Below are 23,315 nucleotides of genomic sequence, written 5' to 3'. Positions count from 1 at the left end.
CACTCATAAAGCGGTGAACAACGCTTCATACGACTTCAGGTCGCACGGACAAAAGTTAGTTAGGGCTGACACTCTAAACCTTGCGGTTCAGATAAGTTGTGTTTAGGAAAAAATAATTATTGCTGCTAACGCAGCCATAAGCATGCTATCGCTTATTGACCGGAGAATACTCATTTGTGTTATCCGTGTTCTTCATTTGCTTGTAAGTTGAGCAATATCCCCTTCTCTGACTCTACTACAAGTGGTTGAAAGCTATCATCGAGCTTTAATTTCAAATGAGGTTCAGGTGTATACTCGCCCAAAGCTTTCTTTATAGCAGGACAGTTATTCCTAACATCAGTTTGGAGCTTTTTAACCGTCAGAAACAGAAAATCTGATTGCATAACCGCGTGAATAGGATGCTTACTCGACGAAAAGCCACCGCCTAATGGCATGTATTCTGTTCCGTCGCTCACAACAATATTGGTATTCCCTGCTTTTTTCCGCAAAGTCCGCCTTTGTTCAGTAGTTAACACAGGTGCATTAGAATTAGTCTTGAAGATATAAGGTTTAATTAAATGGGGCCAGTTATCATGCATAATTTGAACTAAATCGGTGTTTGTCCAAGTGACAACTGAACCATCGCGTTTCTCATGCTTCAAGATATCAATTAGGTACGCATTGCTCTCATTAAAGTAAACAAACAACAGCTCTTCACTTCGACTTTCTTTAAAATGTAAGTGATAAATACCCCACTCAGATCTGAGCAAATCGGCGTGCTTAACTTGATTTATTTCCTTAACTTTATTGCTCAGTAATCCATTGACGTCTTCTCCACTCTCGAGTTTTCGTACAATGTCACTAATTTCATTCCGTCCATCCAGTTTACTTGAGGTATGGACATTCCATTGAGTAATAGGGATTCTTCTAGAGTAAACTGTGAAAAAGTGAATTAATAAATTGCTTAGGTCGTAATGCTGAATTTTGCTTTTTAGCTCTTCACTGCGCTTATCTTGTAATCGCAATTGTTCGTATGTAGGAACTATTAGTCCAGCCTCTTTAAGCAGCCTTTGAAGCTCATCAGCTAGGTCAGATAAAAAATCAAAATTCATCTACGAACTCCTTATTGGATATAATGCATCATGTTTGAATAAAGGGCGTTTACTAGCCAAAACTGATTAAAACGCCTAAATTACGGCATTTCTATGAAAAATGCGCCACGGATAAACGTCCTTCATTCATGATATTGTTAGATTTCTATACTCTGTAACCTACATTTCTCATTTCTAACTTCAATTGCTCTTGCCACTCAATACCTGTATCCATACCTACATAAACTACGCCACTAATATCGTTTGGCGTTTCGATGTCTCCTTTGACTACAGCACATACTCTTGGGCGACCTAATTTGCCAATAAGATATCCATGTTCGAAAACAACATTTTGGCGCGCACGGTATCGGCCACTTAAGGCTCCAACTTTTGCTCCGGTATCACAAGGCGTGTAAAGCACAATCCCAAACCCAACATTTGAGTAATGCTCGATTTTTTCAATGATTGTCATTCCGGAACTTGCCTGCATATGGAGGATTATTGGTTCTAACCCTAAGCTAGTAATGAAATTTGAAACATCTAATTTTGCTAGGTCATCATGCCCATGTACGATGAAAACTTGCGATTTATTAAAACCTTGAGAATCTGAAGTGTTTGGTTTAACGACTGGAGGAAGTGGCATTCTCGATTGGATGGCTGCATTTACTTGAGCTTGATTCAGATAACCATGTTTTATGAGAATTTCAAATATTGGTTCATCTTTGACTGCCCAATGCGTGCGAGAAAGTTCAAACCTCCCCAAGTCGATATCAACACGCATGTTCTCTATTGCGCCTTTTGGTAGCGAAGGAAGAATAGGATCAAATTCGAAGTCGATAACTACTGAACTGTTACGTAGCCTAATATTTGTTATGTAACCAATTCTGGATTGTGTCGCCTCATTTTCGGTAACAAATAGAGCAGGAAAGCTTTTCAGTTCACTAATTGCATTGTCATCAAAAAATTTGTACCGCTCACTGATTTCATTAGCCGTATACTCTACAACAGCACGACTTCTATCACACTCATATGGCGAGGAATCCCAACTCTCTGGGGCGTATGAAACAAACAAATTAAACAACTTCATTCTCCATTGTCACAGTACGTAATGAAAATCTAACAATTTATTAGATCCCAAAGAGGGGTAATTATACACTCCATTTTGTTTTCTTTACGCATCTACCGGACACCGGATTTAAGCGCAAACAATTGTTTTAAATAGTGTATCACCATACGCCATAAAATTATGAACGAGAAAATACGACTAATTGGGGGATTTCCACATACATCTCGTTTTGCATAAGGAAACCTATCGCAAACTATTGAGGCAAGGCTTATGTGGTTTGCTATCGCTAACTAGGAAAGGGGCATTTTCGTGTTTCATACCCCGCCATCACGTCTCTGGACAGAACCTTGTTACGCACTTCATATTACAGCGTGAAATCGGATAACGTCAGATACTGTAAAAGCCTTTCAATTGCGTACAAAGCCATGGCCAATTGGACTAATCCACAACATACCATCTAGCTGTCGGGTGGTGTTCAGGTCAAAGGTATTTATTCGAATATATTCAACTTTTGCCATTTGCTTTCCTGCTGTATCACTTTAAGTCCTAAATATGGTGTATCCGTTGATGTGTTATGTGTAAACCAACTTAAACTGACACACCATTTAGGATGTTCTCAAAATGATACAGATTGAAGATCGACTAGTTAAGGTAGGTCGAATTTCTGCTTGGTTTTTTCAGCAGCTGCCAGTATCAAGTCTAAGTTGGGATCTTCCTCTACGTCAGGATATACGAACTTTTCATTGATCTTGTATTCATTGTTCAATTTTTCAAGAATCTTAGGTTTTAGCTCTTTGTTGATAACAAAGACTTTATTGAATCCATCATTGCATTTACTTGTGTGCATAATTCGATCAAAAGGAACATCATCACAATGGTACACAAAGACACCTTTTTGATTGTGGATTCTTGCAGAGTACTTAACCTCATCAAGCTCGATTTTAGGAGTGACTGTTTCAGAACTATCTCTGTCAATAGTTGTGAACATATTGAACATCATTTCATCCGCCTCAGCTTCTGTCAGGACTCGGTTTTCTGTAGGGTGTTTAAAGTAGCCCATTGGTATGGTTTGATTGCTCGGCATCATAGCTTTTACATGCCAAAGAATATCGCTTACGTACAGAGTGCAATCTTTGTCAATGAACCACTCTTTTTCATCAAAACATGCGAAAAATAGAGATATCTTAGGATCGGCGGAGAAGTCTATGAGATTTGTTGGTAGACCATAGTGTTGAGCTAAGTAAGCAATCGAGTTAAAGGACAGCTCTTTACTACCAAGTTCACGTAAACACTTGTAGAAGTAATCGAGAATTTCAATTGAAGACTCTTTGTACTGCTGCTTATCAACTTCAGGTAGAGACATTGTTACACCAATGCCAACCTGTTGTTCACTCCAATTCAGAGAGTCTTTGTTGTCTTGTAAATACTGGCGGTAAAAAGATGATATACAAATAAAGTCAGCGCTTGGCATACCTCGGAGGCAAGCATCCTCTGGAAAGTGTGCGTTTAGGACGTACTGTTCAAGCTCTTCCATTGTGTCAATTCGTTGCTCATACTCTTTTCGGTGGGGGAAGGTGGGGAACATCTTTATCCTCTTTTTAGGCTGCGGGAGCTAAGTTTAGATCCGGGAGTTCTTTCATTACTGCTTGCCTTGGTGGTGCTAATTACAAGCAAAAATATTCGGTGTCAGCTATCAAAAAGCTACCGTTGTGGGTGGTATTTTCAGGTCTGTGTAATTTAAGTCACGGGTGGCAATTTGTTATGCTTCTTTCAATTTAACACCAACTTGATATGTCAATAATTTAACTAAACTATTGGTTTCCGCAGCTTGAATTAAACTATCATCAATCTCTCCGGCTACAATAGCTCCTTCAACATTTCGGTCACAAAACTCCCGACTGACAAGCCCCATATACATTGAAATTTGACCAAAAACTTTAAAATCAGCTAATCCGGATTTTAGCTCTACCACTAATAATGACTTATCTGTCTTTTTCTCTAACAACACATCTATTTTTCTAGTTCCGACTTGGTATTCAATACCAACCTTAGCACCACCGAATATTTCGTATTCAGGAAACAATTTCGATACTTGCATACATAACAGTTGCTGTAGGTCTCTTTCATAAGTAAAGCGCATTGATGGCGAACTTAGCTCTATGCCATGATTTTTAGGTATTGCAGATGGAAGTTGCGCACAGTACTCTTGTACTTCATTTCTATATCCAAGTGCTTCGTCACGTGATATATCCGAACAAAAGTCTTCGACAGCCAGCATTAGAATTTCATTCTGATTTGCAAGGCATCGCTGTGAACGAAATTTCACATAGTGTGCTAGTACTGACCGAACACTACCGTCACCTTCATCACCCACGCTTGAGAATTTACCGTTCTTCCCATAGAGCCTACGTAACTTACTTAGTTCTCGTCCATCTTCAAGTTCAAAAATATCGAACTCACTGCCTATTTGCTCTGAATAGTGAAGTGATAATCTATCTATAGATTCCAAGTAAACAGACAACTCCGATGCTTTACCAGATTCAGTCAACCAATTCTTAAATTCTTCTACCATAGCCTCAAATTTCTCCAGAAGCATAACGCCTTGCTAAGGTGCGGCTAACTACCACGAAACCTAAGCAAAGCCACCGTAATCACTAAACCCAACCAAACCAAAAATGCCAAAGGTTAAGTGCACTTTCGCACGATTTCAACTTTTCCTGACTCGATGTACAAAGACAATGCTTTAGCCACCGACACAAATTGTTGCTCAGATAATATCTTCAAATGTTTAAATTTTTTACCAGTCTTCTTTGGCCGCTCTGGATAAAGCCTAGTTAAGCGATTTAGTTTAAAGTCATGACAGATATTGAGAGATGGTTCTTTGCAGCAAATGATAAAAAACACGACCTTGCCAACAACTAATGTAGTGACTTGTGTATTCCTATGCAGCCCATCGAGTTCATTTGGTGCGTCTGGGTGTGTTTTTAGAAAAGCAGTCTCTCGACTATACAGTGCGGTAGTATCTAGGCCATGCCTTGCGGCATAAACTTTATAGTGTTTAGGAAAACCTCGATTACGCTCGAACAAGTGGCGTTCTTCTTTGCTCGTTACAACAGATTCATTATCGGTTTGCTCTGCAACCATGTTTTTCATAACTAGCCAAGTAGATAGCTCTTTTAACTCATTATTCGTAAGAAATTTATTACAATCACCAAAAGCTCCCAATAAGATCGGTTTAATACTCTCTTCAATAGAACTCATCCAACCGCCATTACAGGTACGACAAACAACTCGATGTTTTTTAGTCATTACATCGCCAGAGCGCACATTCATTTTAACTTTTTTGTCCGCGGTATTGCCTAACCCGTAAGCTGCACCTTCTTGGTATTTAGCATTCGCATCTTTTTCAGATAGTTTATTCAACCAATTTGGCCAAAGATGTTCTTTTGACATCCCGCCTTGGTTACCACAGAAAATACATTCTTTTTGTGCCATAAAACCCCTCGTGCACTTAACATTCTTAATAATAGGCCATCTCGTTTTTCTACCTTCCTGACTTTCGATTAACTTATCATAAGCCACTAAAATTTAAAGAAAAAACATCAAAATGCGCACTTTTTCCTCACATAAAAACGTGCAGGCGTGCTGTCACTTTTTAACAATGCGTGTGATACAAGATATGAAAATCATAAACCTATCAATGAACAGTAACTTATTAAACCCTCTATCGACAAAGCGAGACTAAATGCTCAATAAAACATGCCACTTTCCATATTCAAACTTAACAAACTGTATAGATACACAGCAAGGAAAGTAAAGATGGTAAGTAAATCAGCCATGAAATTAATATTAGGTTTTGTAGGGAAAACGCACGCCCCTAAAATGTGTAGAGCATTTGGTCTAACGAGTTTTGGGGCAAAAGTGTTCTAGGAGTCATTGGTAGAGGGTACTCCAGATGCCCAACACGAGTATATTGAAGGATCTTTAATCCATTTATAAACAACAATTTAAGTGTCATTTCACTGCGAGGTTTTATTGACTTTTCTTTACCGAATTTTGATGAGTAAATACAGCCGCACTACTAGGCATTGTATGTCATCTACGAAGCCACTAAAGTTTGGGTCATTTATAAGCTCTGAATCGAAAATTCACGCAACCAAGGTTTGGTGACCAAACCTTGGTTGCGTCCTATTTCAGATAAATAAGTGCATGATTCAAACTATTTGTTATGCACCTGTTTGGGTAAAAAGATGATAGTACTCACACCCATGAATGATAATTAACAATACTATCCATTATTGGAAGTGCAAACCCTCTTATTGATTGTCCAAAATCAATCATCCACTACACTGTGCCATCAGCCTTGATTTTTCGGTATTTGTGAGCCAGCAGTGTTGTAAGATCGCAGTACATCCAGAGTCTCTAGCAATTGGCTGTCGGTATCAGGGTATGGGCTTGCGAATTGCTTAATACTGACCCATCGGCTTCGCTGGTTTTTTTCGATATATTCTTCCACATCGTCGACGATAACTGTTTTTGCTACATTCGAATTACATATAAATGCTAGATTTTTCTTGCGGCTTGACCACTCAACATACTCCATTGAGGCAAACCAATCGGGCACAACTCCCTCTGAAACAAGGAGCCGTGCTATCTGACGAAATCGCGATTCACTAACTGTCGTGTACATTACCACTCGTTCAGTAATGTCCTTGCAACCTTCGAGGAACAAGTGCAAATGAGGTCGTGCAATTTGACTTATTGCGTTGCTGATTAATGTACCCTCAAGATCTAGCGCAATAATTTTAATTGCATTATTCATTTATCACTATTTCACCTCTGCGTACTAGTAGGCAGAATCTAGTGTAGTCGTGGCTGTATACGTAGATCGGGTGGGGAACAGTTGAGCCTGCCATATAGTCATCAAATGCAGCTAGCGTATGAGCTGGCAGTGAGCTTGGGTCTACTACTCTAAATGCAGAATTCGTCAACTCGAAACTTTCTAGTAAAGGGATTAACATATTCAATTCATCTCTCATCAAATTACTCCTCATGATTAATAATTAAACAAATTCTTTCCGATGTATTAGCGATGTAATTATTCTTTCGAGATTTTTGATACTCAGGCTAACATCACAGATTCGAGTAGGAAAATTCTGTTTTGGAACATGATTCTTCTTACTATCATGGATCGGGATTAGCATTTTAATCTCAGTATCTGCCCCTGCTAATTCCGATACTGCGTGAGTATCACAAGGTGATCTCAGATCTAGTCTCAGTGCATTAATCAAGGCAGTGGAATTAATGGCGCTCCTAGTTAAAAATTCAGGCAGTTTTAAATAAGCCTCCCCCTTATTAACTATCTGAAATTTAAAGTTATTTGGAACTAAATTCCCTTCGATGTAACCTTCTAGATTGAGAGTTAGTTGATTTCTCCTCTGACTACAGACTGTCAACAACGGTTGGCTGATTTTCAGTATCGATGTTTGACAGTTAAACTCGTACGAGATATCTGGGTAATGATTTTGGAAACTCTCTGAACTGTTGTTTCTGAGATGTCTGTAAAGAGCATGACTCGCGATTTGTTGATTTTTTGAGGGTTCGACAAGATATACACATTCATTATCGAAATAATCAATGTCACTGGTTGATTGGATATTTAGATCTATCACATTTCGTAGTAACCCCATTTCCTCGATGTTTTTTTCATTTTTATAGAGTTCATTCAGTTTTATGAACAGATCAAGCCTTTCTTCATAGCTGATCGAAAAGTAAAACTTTTGTAGTGCTATTTGCCAATCTTTTTGTTGAGGATAGTCGTCATCGAGCCGTACTGAAGCATATTGTCGAGTCAGTTTTGCGTCCTCTTGTAAATCAGTTAAATACATAAGTCTCACTATTTGTCCTATCAATCGTTAAATAACTTAATCTAGAATACGTCATCAGATCTGATCCCTCGCCACCCCAACAGCATTGCGTTTAACGCCCAACCGATGGACCTAACTCCCGAGCAGAAAAACAACGTACAACCTACGAACACCCAAAATCCGCTCGTAATAAACTGCAAAATTTCTAGCATGGAATCCTCTTTGATATGCGAACTTTCGATAATTTACATTTCTAGTGATGCTTTTGTCAATAGCATTTTTGGTAGAATTTCCATTGTAATCAATCAGTTATGATCAAGTGTTTTATTGCGGGGGTGTATTTTTATGAATTTTGGTTACGTGTATGCCTCATACAACCAAGGCGACTTTGGGCAAAGGTGATTTAGAAGTGTGCCACCACGTCTTGGGACATAACAAACTAGAGTTAAAGCACTACACTACTGAACTCTGTTCAGATAAGTGTAGGAATGGAAAAGGTTCTAGACTTGCACAACAAAGTGCAACTGCTAGAATACGATAATTGTAATCATCTGATTTATAAAGGTTTGAAATGCTCGATTTTGATGACTTTGTCGGTGAGTTTGACCATGTTATTGATATATGGTCAGGGGGGCAACTTACCTTGCAAGAAGCCATTGAAAATGCAGATGATGAGTTATTATTCGAGTTTATCGAAACTCTTTTTTTGATAACTAAATATTATTTTTCTACAGGTTCTTCTCAGGAAAGTCCTTTCTCATTTACAGCAAATTCGGCTTTAAGTGGATTAGATACCCCATGTGCTTCCATTGACTGTCGGTTATTAAAAATTGATCAAATGCTTAGCTTTACCTCCCTCTATGCAGATGAGGTGTTCTTAAGAAACCCTTTTGAGTCTCTTTACAAGATATGCCAATCATCCGGTGTGATACCAAAAGTTCGAGTGGAGCTTCTAGCTAACCTAAAGATATATCGAGCTTTATGCCCTTATTTCAAGGTTGGGATTATTAAGTATGCCAACAGCACTCATTCATTTTGCCATGACTACATTAATAACGTTCTAGAGCCATACAAAGACAAATTATATAGAAATGAAAGCCGATTGTACGATGCATTGGAAAAGCATTTTCTGAGTAGAGTGACTGCTAGTTATGATGAATATGGTGTTGATAAAGGCCATTTAATCCTAAAAGGGCCTAGTAACCTTATTGAACACCGTGAGATGTATCTTCATATATATGAGAACAAAGGCAAGTATATCGATGATATGCGTATGCGAGGATTACCGTACAAGATAAGCACAGATGACATACGTAATGAAGGTATCTTGAAGTTACTACTGGAACCGCTGCTTGATGATATAACTTTTCACAATTGGCACTCTAAGTTTTATGGCACAAACCTCCTCACTAACGATGACTTACAGTTCAATATCTTGAACAAAATCAATGTCAACGCTATCAACACAGAAGTATTAACCAATCCATTTAAATATAATCTTACGGTGGCAGAAAACACTACACCTGAAACTGTTATTGAATTGAGACAAGCTAATGAAGAGTATTTTGACATCTACCGAGAGCGTACAAAACAATTTCTTGGAACAATTAAAGGACTGAATGCCAAAGAGCAAGAAGAAGCCTTTGCTGACCTTGTAAGATCTGAAATAGCTCATATTGATCGAAACTTACGCGCTCATAAAGAGAAATACTTATCCAAGGGTCGCCAAAACATTGTCTTTGGCGCTGGCATAATCACAGTTGGATCGTACTTGGGAATAATACCAACGGATATGGCGTCTTTGATTGCAACTGTAGGCGGTACAGCTGCTCTTTCTTCTTCTGCTACGGATTTCAACCAACTACTACAACCCGACAGTGTGGCTAAAAATAGTGATTTTTATTTCTTATGGAAATTGCAGAAGTAGTACTAGCTAATGTATGTCAAATGGGGGCGAGATCTGCCACTTTGTAAATACTTGGATTCCATATACGCAATGGGGCAATTTCAATTTAGCTTATTACCCCATAAATCTAATGAAGGACAATAACGACATAGAGTTGCTGTCAGTACGAGTGTGAATCAATAATCTAATTTCTTTTTGCTTTTTTGAGTTCTTTTTCTGCTTTACGCATATCATCTATCGCATCTTTCAAATCTTCAGAACTCACAGCTCCAGCTCGGCGAAGCTCTGTCATTTCTTTATGATGACTACAAGCATCATCATATCTTTTTCTGGCCTCCTTTATTTCAGGAGTTCTTCTTATATCAAACATACATGAGCAAAAATAAGTCAAATGATGATTTTGTGAACTGATAAGTAAAAGCTAGATAACTTCGAAAGGGGCATTTTCGTGTTTCATACCCCGCCATCACATCTCTGGACAAAAGCACGTTAGAGTATGGATTCTAACGTGACAAAACTGGATTAGAAAAAGTATCTTGAAGCCTTAAATGCTTGTTAGGGCGCTGCTAAAATCACGGTATAAGTTTCTTTATTTCCGCTTCTGCTGAATACGGCATACTCTGCGACTCAAAACTTTTTGCCTCAGAAACGATCCTCTTCGCTTTGTCGACTGCATTTATTTTCCACTGAGGTGCAAAGAAACCGGCATTCAAGCTTTCAATTGCAGTGTAAAAATAGTCTTTCAAATCTGTACAGAACCAAAAATTCATATTTATGACTTCTTTTTCGAGTAGAAATGACTCAAAGGGGTAATTGTTCTTTGCATTCCAATACTTGAGCAAGCGAATCAGTGGCTTAATTTTACTGTTGTTAGATACATTGAAATTTGTTAACTCAGCATTAAAATCATTTGGGTCAGTGTTCATCCACTCTGAGAAATCAGATGCTGGAGCTGGAATCTGCAACCCTGAGAACCATGACTCAATAGCAGGCACAATTTCAAAGCGAATATGGTTTAAATTTAAGACGATTGTTGGCGAAGATTGATATATTTCAGATGAGGAATAATAAGTCTCGACAAAACGACGAATCCTTTGTAAGTAGGTATTCGGCTTGAAATCCGAATTGTTGAATACAACCATGTAATCTATATCTGACTTCCCATCCATACTACGTGGCAGTATCGTACCTCTAGTCGAAGAGCCGAATCGAAACTTTGATTTAATATCTGAACCAAAATAAGAAGTTAGCCGAGCCTCCAAAGTAGCTATTGAACGATTAATTGAATCTATTTCAGCAGTAGATAGTACCGCACTTGAAGACACGCTATTTAAATGAGAAAAAACTGTCATGATTTATCAATATCCACCTTATAGTTATTACTTCCCGACTCTATATCTTTTTTCGCTTTCTTATAGGCTTTGGCGGATATAGAAAGGCTAGTAGAGTTAAGTTCGTCTCTACGTAGAAACAGTGTATCTAGCTGTTTCTTTGATTTTTTTTCATCTTGCTCTAGATGCACATCGATTTCATAAAAACACCTAGATTGGTTTTTTAATGCTCCAAACGCAGCTCCTGATGCTTTATGGCTATTTTGACGAGCATTAGGATCTAGAAAAGTGCTCAAAGCCGTTAATATTGCAACGAGCACGCTAATGTAGCCAGCGATAACAGTGTTATCAGAAAACGCACTTACACTCGCGACACCAGCTAAGACTGCAGCCGGAATTCCGATCCAGTAATGAACAGACTTCCAATTATCGGCACAATTATAATGTCCTTTCGAGGAATAAAGGGCATCTTCTTCAATGCGCTTTGCCTCTTCAATAAGCTTATTTCTAACTATATGACTCAATTTTACCTCCTGCGCCCTAACGCCCGTTAAGGTGAGCAACGCTACCACCTAACCTAAAATTACCACCGTAATCACAACACTCGATTTAGAACCAAAAATCCCAAGTGTTGGGAACCCCTCTTAAACAGTTTGTATGCGTTCTCGCCAAGTGGCATTGAGCATATTTTTATTAGACGCATAAACATTGCTAGGAATTGGAGACGTTGTCGAGATAACATTATGATAACTTGAAAATATATTAAGTAACTCTTGTTCTTCTATTGTGTTTAGACGAGATATTTTGTGGTCAAGCTCAGTCATTTGCTTTGATGATGTCTGAAACTTGAACATTTTTTCAACAAATTCGTAAACAACCCCAAAAGACAATACGGTAAAGACAAGTCTAATCAACGTGTAATCTTGGTCGAGTTTAACATTAGGTATCAAAACTAGTGCTAAGATTGAGATCACCGCCACCATAAATATTATCTTTCTCTTTGCATCCTTATATGCAAAGTAATATAAATACCCATTCCAAAATGCATTTTCTTGGATCATTCTTAATAGCTTTTGGTTGGGCTCTGTTTCATCATTGGTGTACGTCGTACTTTCATCCAGTTCGTTATTGTCAATTCTTGTCTGAACTTTTGCATTTACACCAGTTCCGGCTTCTACTTTTAACCTAGTAACTTCGTGGAAGTCGATGTTATCTTGTCCGAAGGTTTTAGAAAGCATCGAAATTTTCTGAATTTCACTAGCTAGTGCACGAGTTTTCTTTATAGTCCAGTCCATAAATAATGAACCGATGTGAAAAAGCAAGGCGATTGCACTTAGCCAATAAAGTATCTCTTTTGAAAAGTATAGCGATGTACTCAAGCAAGCTAACACTATCAACATCACTCGTTTACGGTAGTAATCTAGGCCTTTCAGCCTTTGTATGCAAGATTGAACAAAAATAATCAAGCTCTATCAATATCTTCACCAATGTTGATTATTATTATGCTTTTACTGTACCCATGTCTGCTTTACGGTAACCAAGATATTTCCTTCCAAGTTCATCTAAAATATAGCCGGTAGCCTCTAGCCCATTTTCATCTTCGACTGTACCATTCTCTTTGATAAAGCCAATGTTAACTAAACGTTCCATAGCTCTCTGGACTTCCGCATCAGGTAACATCAAAGAATGTGCAATGCCACCAACATATTGTGAGTACCCTTTATCTAAACCTGTATGCTCATTCAATATTTTGTACTCTACGTCAGCCAAATCTACCTTTGTCGGATCTGCTTTAGGATCTGGGGGACTAAGCTCTGATAACTTGAAATACAGTGAGGAGTTTTCTTTGGTTAATTCTTCGACACGACCTTTTAGTTCAGTTAGGTTCACTTGGTTTTCTGCGATGATTTCACGAATACGAGTGTCTTTTTGTGCCAACTCATTTCTTAGTTGTAATGATTGCTCGACAGACAGTAACTCACTCAACGATAAGCGTTTCTTGAGGTTTCTCTTTGCCGACTGTATCTGCTCCCAAATCCAAAAAGGTATATACGCTATGATGGGGTAAAAAACCGCTATGGTTGTTCCACTTAAAAATGGGTACAAAATATTGGTATCTACGTTTGAATAGTTAGCTGAAAAGAAGTCAATTTTGTCTTCAATTCTTGCGTCAGATAGCAGAAGGTACGCCAGCCCTTTCCAGTTAAAAGCTACCCACGAAAATACTATGGAGCCAACTAGCGGACTAGATACTCGCTCATACAAACTTGCTTTTAAAGATGTACTTAATTCTTGAAACATCGTTTTCCTCATGAAAAACATAACACTTATTAGACGACATATTGTCGTCTTTAATCTTTCGGCAACGCCATCATTTTCATATTAACTCAACTGATAATCAATAAGTTATGACACATGACGGGAAGTTAGGCTGCAAGATGTCGCCTAATGACGAGAATGAACAGTTATTAACTCCATCGGATAAGTTTGAGTTAGGAAAAGGCACGCCCTCTGAATTGTGTAAAGTATTTAATCTAAGTGATTTTGGGGCATTTTCGTGTTTCATACCCCGCCATCAGGTCTCTGGACATAAGTTAGTCAGTTACTTTGTAAGCATGTCATAAACCCCATATTCTAATCGCCAAGTACAAATATTAAGATCAAGTCTCTAACCACACGGAGATTTGAAATGGCAAAACGACGCTCTAACGTAAACGCCCCATGAACCCACGGGACAATTCACCCAAAATTTTATTAGCGTCGAAGATGGTATTTAGTGCATTAGTAGCACTACTGTATTTACTCATAAAAGTCACCAAAGAAAGCTTAATGAAACTTCGAAGCGAACTAATGATTAAGCTATTGTTTATTAAATAATTAAATGTTGTTTGATTTGCTCGCATTATGCATTTGGAGCCACCTCCATTATGCATTTGGGGTGGTTTCCATCGAGCATTTATGGCCAGATCTATGAATGATTTCTAGCACACTCTTTCTAATCAACCACAGTTACTTATTTATTTGGGATTGGACTGCTTGATTATCTCTGAGTTTAACTCCATGTCATCCGTTATCTTGAGCTATCCTGATCAACATTAAAGTCAGAACTACTGTCAACTCCAGTTTAAAATTGACCCACTTATCGACGTTATCGCCGAAATAAAACTGCAATTCTTTATTTTCACGTCACTAAATGAATAAACAAGGAGCTAGCATTGGATCTATAAATTTCAACTTTCACCCCGTATTACATCATGAGGGTTCCACAACGATCAGCACGACAGGGATGGATAAGTTTTGGTAGGGCAAACGCACATTAACAGCATGTGTATGAGTAAAAGCACTAAGTGGGAAAGTGTCATTTTCGTGATAGAAAGTACCGTGAGTAAGAATTCAGATTATGAAGATTTTGGACAAAAGCGTTTTAGGAGATTGGTTCTAACATGCGAGATTTGGATTAGACAAAGTATCTGGAAACCTTAAACGTTAGACGACTGGGTATTTAATTCGACTAGTTCTAGTTTCATGTATGACGTCTAGTCGCTCTTTCCTTTCATGCTTATAGTCGAAATACGAATCGACAAGTGCGATATATCCACTAGCATGGAGTGCCCAGTGATCAATGCTATCTAAGTTATCAACAAACATATGTCCAGTAAATGAAGGGCCTATGGTTTCAAATGCCAATACAGATACTATGCTGCACACTTCATGCACTTCCGAAACGACTTCTTGAAGCATCGCCACGGTTTCCATACCAAGTGTAATACCTCTTTCTCTAAGCTCTAACTTTTGGTCCATTTGCCTTTTAGTTAGGTGAACATAATTAGAAGACCTTACCCAAGCATTTTTAACATGCTGAGAAAATGACTCTTTATTTTCTCCCAACAAGCGAAACGGTAATTTTGAAACCTGATCTACATTAATTTTCTTAACTTGCTTACTTTTATAAAAATCTCTTCTTTCAGGAAGAGATGAGCCACTCATTTCTTCATCAACATATGCGATATTTACTGCTACTTCCAACATATACCGCAGCTCTCTGCGAGCAGGATTAAGAGCTCCATTCTCAATTGCAAGCTGTGCAGTTAGTGCCGCTTCAGCGAGATCGTCAAAATGTTGAGGGAGAAGATATTTTTCATGAAAATCAACCCATCGAGAAGCTGTTATCTGACAAAGACGTAGAGTATTAGTAAAGTCTAATATCGTTTTTCTTAGAAACTGTAGCTCTTCTTTGTAATCGTCAGACTCTCTTAGCTGTTTATGAGCTAAAGCGGCATTATTACTTTCTTCTGCTTGTTTTTTTAGTTGTTCAATAATTAGATTTTCCAAACCAACTCCTTTGACGAACAATTTAACGGCCAGCGATTAGGCGCATAACGCTTTGTTAATTTGCAGCTAACTGCCTCGATACTCAAGCAAATCCACCATAATCAATGAACTCAACCGAACCAAAAATGCCACAGGTTAGCTGTCAGCTTTAACAATTTGTTAGATTTTTTGTACTGAGCCAATTATTTCGATTTGCTCGACTACACGTTTTATCATTGTTTCAATATGTAGGTACTTATTGGTCAAATCAGTTTTCACGATCTCAAGATTTTCTTGAGATAAACCGCTGTCGAAAGTCATAAAGAAATACTTCTCTGCTAGCGCGATCTCAGAATTTAAAAACTCCAATCTAGTTTTTAATTCAAAAACCTCAGTTTGGAACTCGGACGAAAAAAGCGAAAATTCTAGTAAGTGCATGTTTACAAAGGTTAGTTGGAACTTTTGTAACGTCAATCCTGTATCTTGAGACTTAAGAAAGTGATATTTGTAAGCGTCAAACTCAGCATCATCCGCTGCCAAAATTTTCTTATATGACTCCAAAATATTAGAGTTCACAGTTTTTAGTTCGCCATATTTTTCAAGTAACCATTTTGCAATCTCTCGATCGAAAGAACCCGTTCGATGTGATAGAAGGTGCATGTTTCCAAGAAGTCTCTCGCGGATGTGGTCAACCTCCTTCATTATCCCTTTATACAAATCATCACGCTTGTACTGGCGCGTAATACGACTAACTATAACAGGGCTTAATATACCCAAAAGCCAACCAAGAATTATAGACAATACATCCACTGACCTATCTCCAAAATCCAACGCTTTATAGACGGATTTTTTCTGTAATTATACGTGACCAATCATAACGCTAATTATACTCACGCTCAATCTAATGCCCGTATTGCCTAGCGACTAGGATGTGAACTTCAGAAATTGCCGAAAGTTTCCGTATAACTCCGGCGGATTCTGAACAATACGATTTTCAACCTACATACGCCTAAAATAAGCTCGGTCTGACCCTCTTTCATCGGATTAGATTTGATAGGGAAAACGCACGCCCCCTAAAATTTGTAGAGCATTTGATCTAACAAGTTTTGGGGCATTTCTGAGGTAGAAAGTGCCACAGGTAAAAGTTCAGCCTGTGATGGTTTTGGACAAAAGTGTGTCAGTGCTTCTCCTAAATTAGTAATTCATAGATAACTACAGGTATGGAAAGTCGTTAACTTTATGTCCAGTATAAATGGTACAGAACAATTGCATAAACGAGGTTAAAAGAGACATCCGATACGCCGAATCAACTTACTTTTTTAACCTGTGTATCCCTCAGTGAACTCGATGCTGATATAAATGTTGAACGTATAGAAAGTAATTTAAATAAACACTCGAGCTCTTACACCAAACACCCATGCGCTGCTTTCGTTGGAGAATGCTGGTTCTTTGATGTATTGAATATCTGGCGTAATTTGTACGTGATCGCCAAACTGCATGTTGTAATAAAGCTCGGCAGCCATTTGGTCTTTTCCTGCATTCAAGAACGTTTGCAACGTATCGCTGTTCGTTTCTGACCAGTTCACTGCTAATCCGAGGTTATTGGTCGGTTTACCAAGGCCAAAGTAGCCTACACCAACCGATAACGATTTGTCATACAGCGCAACATCACCTTCCGATATACCACCACGAACAAACGGCATCACTTGAGGCGTAACAAATTGGCTCCATGAGAAATTCACACCTTGACCTGACTCACCACCTACGACTGTACCATCAACCAATACCGTTGAAGACAAACTGTGTCTTGAGCCCGCATCCATATGCCAAAACGTCACGTGGAAATTGTCGGTATAAATTTGCTCTTGTGATGCCGTCCAGCCAAGTTCTAGTGTGGTAAATAACGTCGTGTCGTTAAACAGCGTATCAAAGCCTTCAAAAATATCATCCGACTTACCTTTAGCATCGGCAACTCCGCCTACAACGTAGAAATTTTCCCCCAGCATATGACCAGCAGATAGCGCTAGAACACCATCATCAGGTAATCCCATTGCCCCTGCACCCGTTGAAAACGCAAGGTTGGTAAAACCTGACCACGGACTCGCCAACGCATAAACATCCGCATAGTTGGTGACATCTTGCCAACCGACAATGATCGTCCCTTTGCCATCGTTGATTTTTTGCTTCCAGTTGAGGTCGGTCACGCGAAAACCTTGATCACTATACGCCGGGCCAATCATACCAACGTAGCCGATTTGATCTTGCCCAAGCCAAGCAAACTGCTTCGGTGACGTATCTGTGTATGAGTGTCTGTGCTCAACCTTCCAAACGATACTGCCGCTGTTTTCTGATCCTTTGCCCGTTAGGTGCCAAGAACCATAAACACGCGCGACACCAGAAGAGGCATCAACCGAATTACTATTTGTCCCATCTGGTGACTGTAACGCCAAAGAGAAGTAATCTGCACCAAACGTAAAGCCATCAGCCGCTAACGACTCTCGCCAATCGAGTTGCTCAGACTTCTGCTGAGCTATGGTAGTTTCGACCGAATCCGGGCTATCAAAATTGGCAGCTAAAATAGACGTAGAGCCCATAGTTGCCACAATCGCTAAACTTAGTGAGGACAATTTCATATTCATTAACGCTTCTCTCATTATCTCGACTTCCTTTCGATGAGTGTAGAGTTCATATTGGGTAAATATAGGCATTTCACGACAATGAAGCACGCTTCCTGTCGAAAATTTCAGCTGTGCAACTAAGTCCCCCTCTCAATAACTCTGCAAAGATTACGCTCTGAACCTTCCCACAGTTCAAACTAACACATCACTTTATATATTAAATGATGTTGTATACTTAGTTGAAATAATTAACCATTTCAATATAATTAAACAAAATAATTATTAAACAATACACATATTGGATAAGGGACTATCATGCGTAAATTACTACTTGCGACGACCATTGCCTCGCTATCTACAGCGGCAACCGCATCTATTGAAACCAAAGACTGGCACGAATTTGCATCTAAAGACGCTCAAAGATATGTCGCCGACAACATCGTACTCGACTTCTACGCTTCTCCAAGCGGTACAGGTTTTAGCAAAGATTCTGAAGTGGCGAACTATATTGATTTGGCTCATGAGCGTGGCATCACTGGCGCATCGGTGACCCTTGGCGCACCACATACACCTAACCTGCTTGCGTTTAAATCTGAGCACGGAAAATGGACTAAAGCGTCTTCTTCAGCAAAAACACCGATTCGTTACGTTAAGAGCGTCGATGATTTTCAAAAAGCGCACGACAATGGCGAGTACGCCATCATGTGGGCAAACCAAACCACCATGCCGTTAGAGGGCGATGCAGCAAACGTGGCAGTCATGGCTGAGTATGGCGTCAAAACCATGCAGCTCACTTACAACGAAACCGAACTGACAGGCTCTGGCGTGATTTCAATGATCAACGGAGATACCAGTGGTTTGACTGAATTTGGTAAAGAGGTACTTGATGAAATGGTTAAGCATGGCATTACCGTCGACCTCTCTCATACTTCTCATTACACAACGCAAGGCATTACTGACTACATGCAGAAACACCACAAAGGTGTGCCTGTCATCTACTCACACTCTCCTATCGCCTCTACTTATGGTTGTAAACCACATGAAACACTGACGGAAACAGAGAAGCACATGGCGAAGAAGAACCTCAAAAAAGGTGACCCAGATTTTCGTCTAGCGGCTTGTTACCGCCTACTTTCGGATGAGCAGGCTAAAACAGTGGCTGATATGGGCGGTGTTATTGCAGTGACCGCGACTGAGTGGATGATGGATGGTGTTTGGCCTGAAGACATTACACCTAAGCAGTTTGCAGAAATGATTGATGGAGCCGTCAAAGTGGTTGGTATTGATCATGTCGGTATCGCAACCGATGATATGATGACCACAGCGAAAGTCGTGCCTTTCACCATTGCAAATCCAGATAAGTATGCAGACAACGGCTACATGGTCAGTGCTTTTAACAAAGGGGCGACGGGCTGTGCTGAGTTGTCAAAACACATCGCAGGCGTTGTTGATAGCTTATGGGCGATGGGTTACTCAAATGACGACCTCGCTAAGCTATTCGGTGGTAACCTATTACGCGTTTATGAGCAAACTTGGAAATAGAGTCTAACCGCTCTTTTTCGTAACAAGACTTAACGCTCACAATCAAACATTGTGAGCGTTTTAGTATGTGAATAGCCACAAAAGTTGAGATAGGAGAGTGTGAGTTGATCCCTCTGATCCATAAATACGCAGTCATTACTTTTATTGAGTCTCTCAAACGTGAAGTAAATGATGTTTGGCCATTGGTGAAAAGTGCCAACGTGCCTATTTATTTAGAAACCAGTTCAACTCAGTTCACGTCATTTTCTGCCTTTTCGACGTTACTTAAAGAGGCGCATGATAAGTTACCCTCTACAACATTCATCGCACTAATGCAGCAGTCTGCGGAAAGGTTCATTGAGCAAACTCTACCTACCAATGATCAAAAAATACCTTTATTACAGCACCTTGTAGAATACATACCTGTCCATTCCATTACCTTAAATGAAAGCGCCAGTTCTTACTCAGTAGAACTTGAAACACCGCAACAAAGCTCGTCTCCGTTCTTGGCTGAGCTCTACTTGTTAGTCACCGTGCACTGTTGCTGTAAAAGGATAGATGCCCATATAGGCGCACCGATTAAATATCACTTGAAGCACACTCATGCCTCTGACCTTGAGCAGCTCAACATCGACAGTCGCACGCCCCAGTTCTTAGGCCAGCAGTCCACCGCTCTTTTCTACGAGCAGACCGTTAAGCTTGAATCAAACCTCAATGTCACTTATCCCGCAGTGTTTCATAGTGAACCGCGCAATTATGCAGACCAGATCTCCGCTGTGCTTGAAGGCTATATTGGGCGAAAGAACCTCTCTATTGAACAACTGAGCCAAATCATTGAGGTCAATGAGCGCACTGTTCAGCGATATTTAAAGAGCGAGGGTTATACGTTCAGAAGAATCAAAGAGTCACTAAACATCACTTTTGCAAAACGAGTCTTAGTTGAGCGCAATGCCTCGATTTCTGATGTGGCAGAACATCTTGGCTATGCTGACACCTCTCAATTTATCCGAGCCTTTAGAAAATCTGAGAACACAACGCCACTGCAATGGCTTAAACAGACTCGACAACCTTAACAATTCACTGCGCTGTCATACATTGTCGTAAATTGCACATTTTGGCCATTTCAAATCGATATATTTGCACTCGTAAACTAATTCGAGGGCAAACAAATGAAAAAGCTACTTATCGCAACGTTAATCTCCGCAGCAACCTTTAATGCACACGCATCAATTGAGACCAAAGATTGGCACCAATTTGCATCTAAAGAAGCCAAGCAGTACGTTGCTGACAATATTGTGCTCGACTTCTATGCCTCGCCAAGCGGTACAGGGTTTAGCAAAGATTCTGAAGTAGCGAACTACATTGATTTAGCTCATGAGCGTGGCATCACCGGCGCTTCTGTTACCCTTGGTGCACCACATACACCGAACCTGCTTGCGTTTAAATCAGAGCATGGAAAATGGACCAAAGCCTCTTCTGCGGCAAAAACACCGATTCGTTACGTTAAGAGTGTCGATGACTTTCAAAAAGCGCACGACAACGGTGAATACGCGATTATGTGGGCAAGCCAAACCACCATGCCGTTAGAGGGCGACGCAGCAAACGTGGCAGTCATGGCGGAGTATGGCGTCAAAACCATGCAGCTTACCTACAACGAAACCGAACTAACGGGTTCTGGTGTGATTTCAATGATCAACGGTGATACCAGTGGTTTGACTGAGTTTGGTAAAGAAGTACTTGATGAGATGGTTGAGCATGGCATTACCGTCGACCTTTCTCATACTTCTCATTACACAACGCAAGGCATTACTGACTACATGCAGAAACACCATAAAGGTGTGCCTGTCATCTACTCACACTCACCAATCGCCTCTACTTATGGTTGTGAACCACATGAAACACTGACGGAAACAGAAAAGCGTATGGCGCAGAAGAACCTGAAAAAAGGTGATCCAGACTTTCGCCTAGCCGCTTGTTACCGCCTTATTTCTGACGAACAAGCGAAAACTGTTGCTAACATGGGCGGTGTTATCGCTGTGACCGCAACCGAGTGGATGATGGATGGTGTGTGGCCTGAAGATATTACGCCTAAGCAATTTGCAGAGATGATTGATGGCGCAGTGCAAGTAGCAGGGATTGAACATGTGGGCATCGCAACCGATGATATGATGACCACAGCGAAAGTCGTTCCTTTCACCATCGCTAACCCAGATAAGTACGCGGATAACGGCTACATGGTTAATGCCTTTAACAAAGGTTCTACAGGCTGTGCTGAACTGTCAAAACACATCGCAGGTGTCGTCGATAGCTTATGGGCAATGGGTTATTCGAATGATGATTTAGCCAAGCTATTCGGCGGCAACCTAATGCGAGTTTATGGGCAAACATGGAAATAAAACGGGCCTAATTCCAGACTATAAAAGTAATGCTCACAGCTAAAATGATGTGAGCGTTTTTATTATTCAATCATAATAAATAGGAGAACTTGGATTGATCAATCCAGTCTACAGTATGCGGCTATTACCTTTGTTGAGCAGTTTAACTATGGAGTGAAAGATGCTTTATTACTGAAGTGTGATGTCCCTGTTCCTATCTACGTGAGACGAACTCAGCGTAATTTACGTCATTTTCTGCCTTTACAAAGCTGCTTCAAAAGGCTCTGTCCGATAGTCATCACGAACCACCTTTACAGAGACTCATTGAGCTTACTCCTGTCAAACCATTAAGCGGAGAGTTAAACATTGGCAAAAAATTTAGTATTCAATTGGAGGAAGGTGAACCCTACGAAATAGGGTTCGTTTCGACTAACAATCAGTGCCTTCTGAAAGTAACAGTGCGTCTTCTAATTCCACACCAAGGTAGCGGATCGTGTTATCTACCTTTGCATGTCCAAGTAAAAGTTGAACCGCACGGATATTTTTTGTTTTTGCATAGACTAATGTAGCTTTGGTTCGTCTCATCGAGTGAGTTCCGTAACTATCAGCATTTAAACCAAGTTTTTTTGCCCATTGACGAATTATAGCTCGATAATACGAATAGCTAATGGGTTGGTTCTTGTGCCTACAACTAGGAAATAAAAAACTTTCAGGTTCAAGATTACTTGTGATAAGCCAGTGGCTAAGGCTTTGTTGAGTTCGTGGTGTGATTTCGTAGTGAACACTTGTTTTAGTTTTCTGCTGTACGCAATGGACCCGTTCAAAAATAGAACCTTGAGATGATACGTCATAGACATGAAGGTTTAATAAATCACTTGCTCTTAGCTTACTATCAATAGCCAGATTTAGAAGTGCCAATTGCATGAGGTTTCCCTCAATTTCTAACCTTGTTCGTATACGCCAAATTTCCTCTAACCTGAATGGCTTTTTGACTCCAGTTAAACGATTTTTGTTAAGTACTTGCATGATGAGATCCTTGCATGGTTTAGGAATTTAAACCATAGCAAGTGAACTATTGTATCCTTGCTTCATGCACTGATTAATCCGAAGGGAATAATCATTAATTAAACTAATGGAAGACGAATTGAAATAGGTATTTACGAATCCATTTGAAACTCATCTTGGGGCAGAAGCGTGTTAGCTAATTCGCTCCTCCAGTAATTCGCTCCTCCAGACCTGACATTACTCAA

General features: G+C 39.8%; 20 protein-coding genes. 4 read left to right on the top strand and 16 right to left on the bottom strand.

The features are described 5' to 3' along the window. Nucleotides 1–179 precede the first annotated feature (179 nt). From AC3CHU_RS20380 to AC3CHU_RS20350, 7 genes are all read right to left on the bottom strand, one after another. Entirely contained in the window at nucleotides 180–1,091 is a 912-nt protein-coding gene (locus tag AC3CHU_RS20380; RefSeq protein WP_102518556.1) for a hypothetical protein, read from the bottom strand. Nucleotides 1,092–1,236: 145 nt separating this feature from the next. After that, the gene (locus AC3CHU_RS20375) at nucleotides 1,237–2,157 is read right to left on the bottom strand and encodes a TIR domain-containing protein (RefSeq protein WP_231904281.1); all 921 of its coding nucleotides are present in this window, start codon (nucleotides 2,155–2,157) and stop codon (nucleotides 1,237–1,239) included. Nucleotides 2,158–2,782: 625 nt separating this feature from the next. Beyond that, nucleotides 2,783–3,670: an FRG domain-containing protein gene (locus tag AC3CHU_RS20370; protein ID WP_488525525.1), complete on the bottom strand. Its 888-nt coding sequence runs from the start codon at nucleotides 3,668–3,670 to the stop codon at nucleotides 2,783–2,785. A gap of 225 nt (nucleotides 3,671–3,895) precedes the next feature. Beyond that, nucleotides 3,896–4,732, bottom strand: coding sequence for an endonuclease NucS domain-containing protein (locus tag AC3CHU_RS20365; protein ID WP_488525524.1), 837 nt, complete (start codon nucleotides 4,730–4,732; stop codon nucleotides 3,896–3,898). An 89-nt stretch (nucleotides 4,733–4,821) separates the two neighbouring features. Further along, on the bottom strand, nucleotides 4,822–5,631 hold the full coding sequence (locus tag AC3CHU_RS20360; protein ID WP_488525523.1) for a hypothetical protein: 810 nt from the start codon (nucleotides 5,629–5,631) through the stop codon (nucleotides 4,822–4,824). Nucleotides 5,632–6,493: 862 nt separating this feature from the next. Next, on the bottom strand, nucleotides 6,494–6,958 hold the full coding sequence (locus AC3CHU_RS20355) for an NIF family HAD-type phosphatase (RefSeq protein WP_488525522.1): 465 nt from the start codon (nucleotides 6,956–6,958) through the stop codon (nucleotides 6,494–6,496). 241 nt (nucleotides 6,959–7,199) lie between these two features. Beyond that, nucleotides 7,200–8,024 (bottom strand): hypothetical protein, encoded by an 825-nt coding sequence (locus AC3CHU_RS20350; protein ID WP_086774171.1) that lies wholly within the window; start codon nucleotides 8,022–8,024, stop codon nucleotides 7,200–7,202. 550 nt (nucleotides 8,025–8,574) lie between these two features. Between AC3CHU_RS20350 and AC3CHU_RS20345 the strand changes: the two genes are divergently transcribed. After that, a complete protein-coding gene (locus AC3CHU_RS20345) occupies nucleotides 8,575–9,930 on the top strand; it encodes a hypothetical protein (RefSeq protein ID WP_017074775.1) in 1,356 nt (451 codons plus the stop codon). Between the two features lie 163 nt (nucleotides 9,931–10,093). Here the strand turns inward: AC3CHU_RS20345 and AC3CHU_RS20340 are convergent, their stop codons facing one another. The 8 genes from AC3CHU_RS20340 to AC3CHU_RS20305 form a co-directional block, all read right to left on the bottom strand. Further along, entirely contained in the window at nucleotides 10,094–10,279 is a 186-nt protein-coding gene (locus AC3CHU_RS20340; RefSeq protein WP_134771106.1) for a hypothetical protein, read from the bottom strand. A gap of 202 nt (nucleotides 10,280–10,481) precedes the next feature. Next, a complete protein-coding gene (locus AC3CHU_RS20335; RefSeq protein ID WP_488525521.1) occupies nucleotides 10,482–11,261 on the bottom strand; it encodes an SMODS domain-containing nucleotidyltransferase in 780 nt (259 codons plus the stop codon). Beyond that, on the bottom strand, nucleotides 11,258–11,764 hold the full coding sequence (locus AC3CHU_RS20330) for an SLATT domain-containing protein (protein ID WP_157939954.1): 507 nt from the start codon (nucleotides 11,762–11,764) through the stop codon (nucleotides 11,258–11,260). The genes AC3CHU_RS20335 and AC3CHU_RS20330 overlap by 4 nt, the downstream gene beginning before the upstream one ends. A 120-nt stretch (nucleotides 11,765–11,884) precedes the next feature. Then, on the bottom strand, nucleotides 11,885–12,619 hold the full coding sequence (locus tag AC3CHU_RS20325) for a hypothetical protein (RefSeq protein ID WP_488525520.1): 735 nt from the start codon (nucleotides 12,617–12,619) through the stop codon (nucleotides 11,885–11,887). A gap of 121 nt (nucleotides 12,620–12,740) precedes the next feature. Beyond that, on the bottom strand, nucleotides 12,741–13,541 hold the full coding sequence (locus AC3CHU_RS20320) for a hypothetical protein (RefSeq protein WP_372307881.1): 801 nt from the start codon (nucleotides 13,539–13,541) through the stop codon (nucleotides 12,741–12,743). 1,185 nt (nucleotides 13,542–14,726) lie between these two features. Next, nucleotides 14,727–15,572 (bottom strand): hypothetical protein, encoded by an 846-nt coding sequence (locus tag AC3CHU_RS20315; RefSeq protein ID WP_488525519.1) that lies wholly within the window; start codon nucleotides 15,570–15,572, stop codon nucleotides 14,727–14,729. Nucleotides 15,573–15,731: 159 nt separating this feature from the next. Then, nucleotides 15,732–16,361, bottom strand: a complete 630-nt coding sequence (locus AC3CHU_RS20310; RefSeq protein ID WP_108176355.1) for a hypothetical protein — start codon at nucleotides 16,359–16,361, stop codon at nucleotides 15,732–15,734. A 572-nt stretch (nucleotides 16,362–16,933) separates the two neighbouring features. Then, a complete protein-coding gene (locus tag AC3CHU_RS20305; RefSeq protein WP_488525518.1) occupies nucleotides 16,934–18,190 on the bottom strand; it encodes a carbohydrate porin in 1,257 nt (418 codons plus the stop codon). A 294-nt stretch (nucleotides 18,191–18,484) separates the two neighbouring features. Between AC3CHU_RS20305 and AC3CHU_RS20300 the strand changes: the two genes are divergently transcribed. The 3 genes from AC3CHU_RS20300 to AC3CHU_RS20290 all read left to right on the top strand — a co-directional run bounded on the left by AC3CHU_RS20300 (nucleotide 18,485) and on the right by AC3CHU_RS20290 (nucleotide 22,086). Then, nucleotides 18,485–19,711 (top strand): dipeptidase, encoded by a 1,227-nt coding sequence (locus AC3CHU_RS20300; RefSeq protein ID WP_488525517.1) that lies wholly within the window; start codon nucleotides 18,485–18,487, stop codon nucleotides 19,709–19,711. Nucleotides 19,712–19,815: 104 nt separating this feature from the next. After that, the gene (locus AC3CHU_RS20295) at nucleotides 19,816–20,763 is read left to right on the top strand and encodes a helix-turn-helix transcriptional regulator (protein WP_488525516.1); all 948 of its coding nucleotides are present in this window, start codon (nucleotides 19,816–19,818) and stop codon (nucleotides 20,761–20,763) included. 96 nt (nucleotides 20,764–20,859) lie between these two features. Further along, a complete protein-coding gene (locus tag AC3CHU_RS20290) occupies nucleotides 20,860–22,086 on the top strand; it encodes a dipeptidase (RefSeq protein WP_341634773.1) in 1,227 nt (408 codons plus the stop codon). 408 nt (nucleotides 22,087–22,494) lie between these two features. Here AC3CHU_RS20290 and AC3CHU_RS20285 read toward each other — a convergent pair whose 3' ends face one another. Further along, entirely contained in the window at nucleotides 22,495–23,091 is a 597-nt protein-coding gene (locus AC3CHU_RS20285) for a tyrosine-type recombinase/integrase (protein ID WP_341634772.1), read from the bottom strand. Between the last annotated feature and the right edge of the window lie 224 nt (nucleotides 23,092–23,315).

The organism is Vibrio sp. QJM3NY_39 (genome assembly GCF_057785895.1).
The sequence above is the reverse complement of the archived record's forward strand: the minus strand, read 5'-3'. Positions and strand labels throughout refer to the sequence as shown.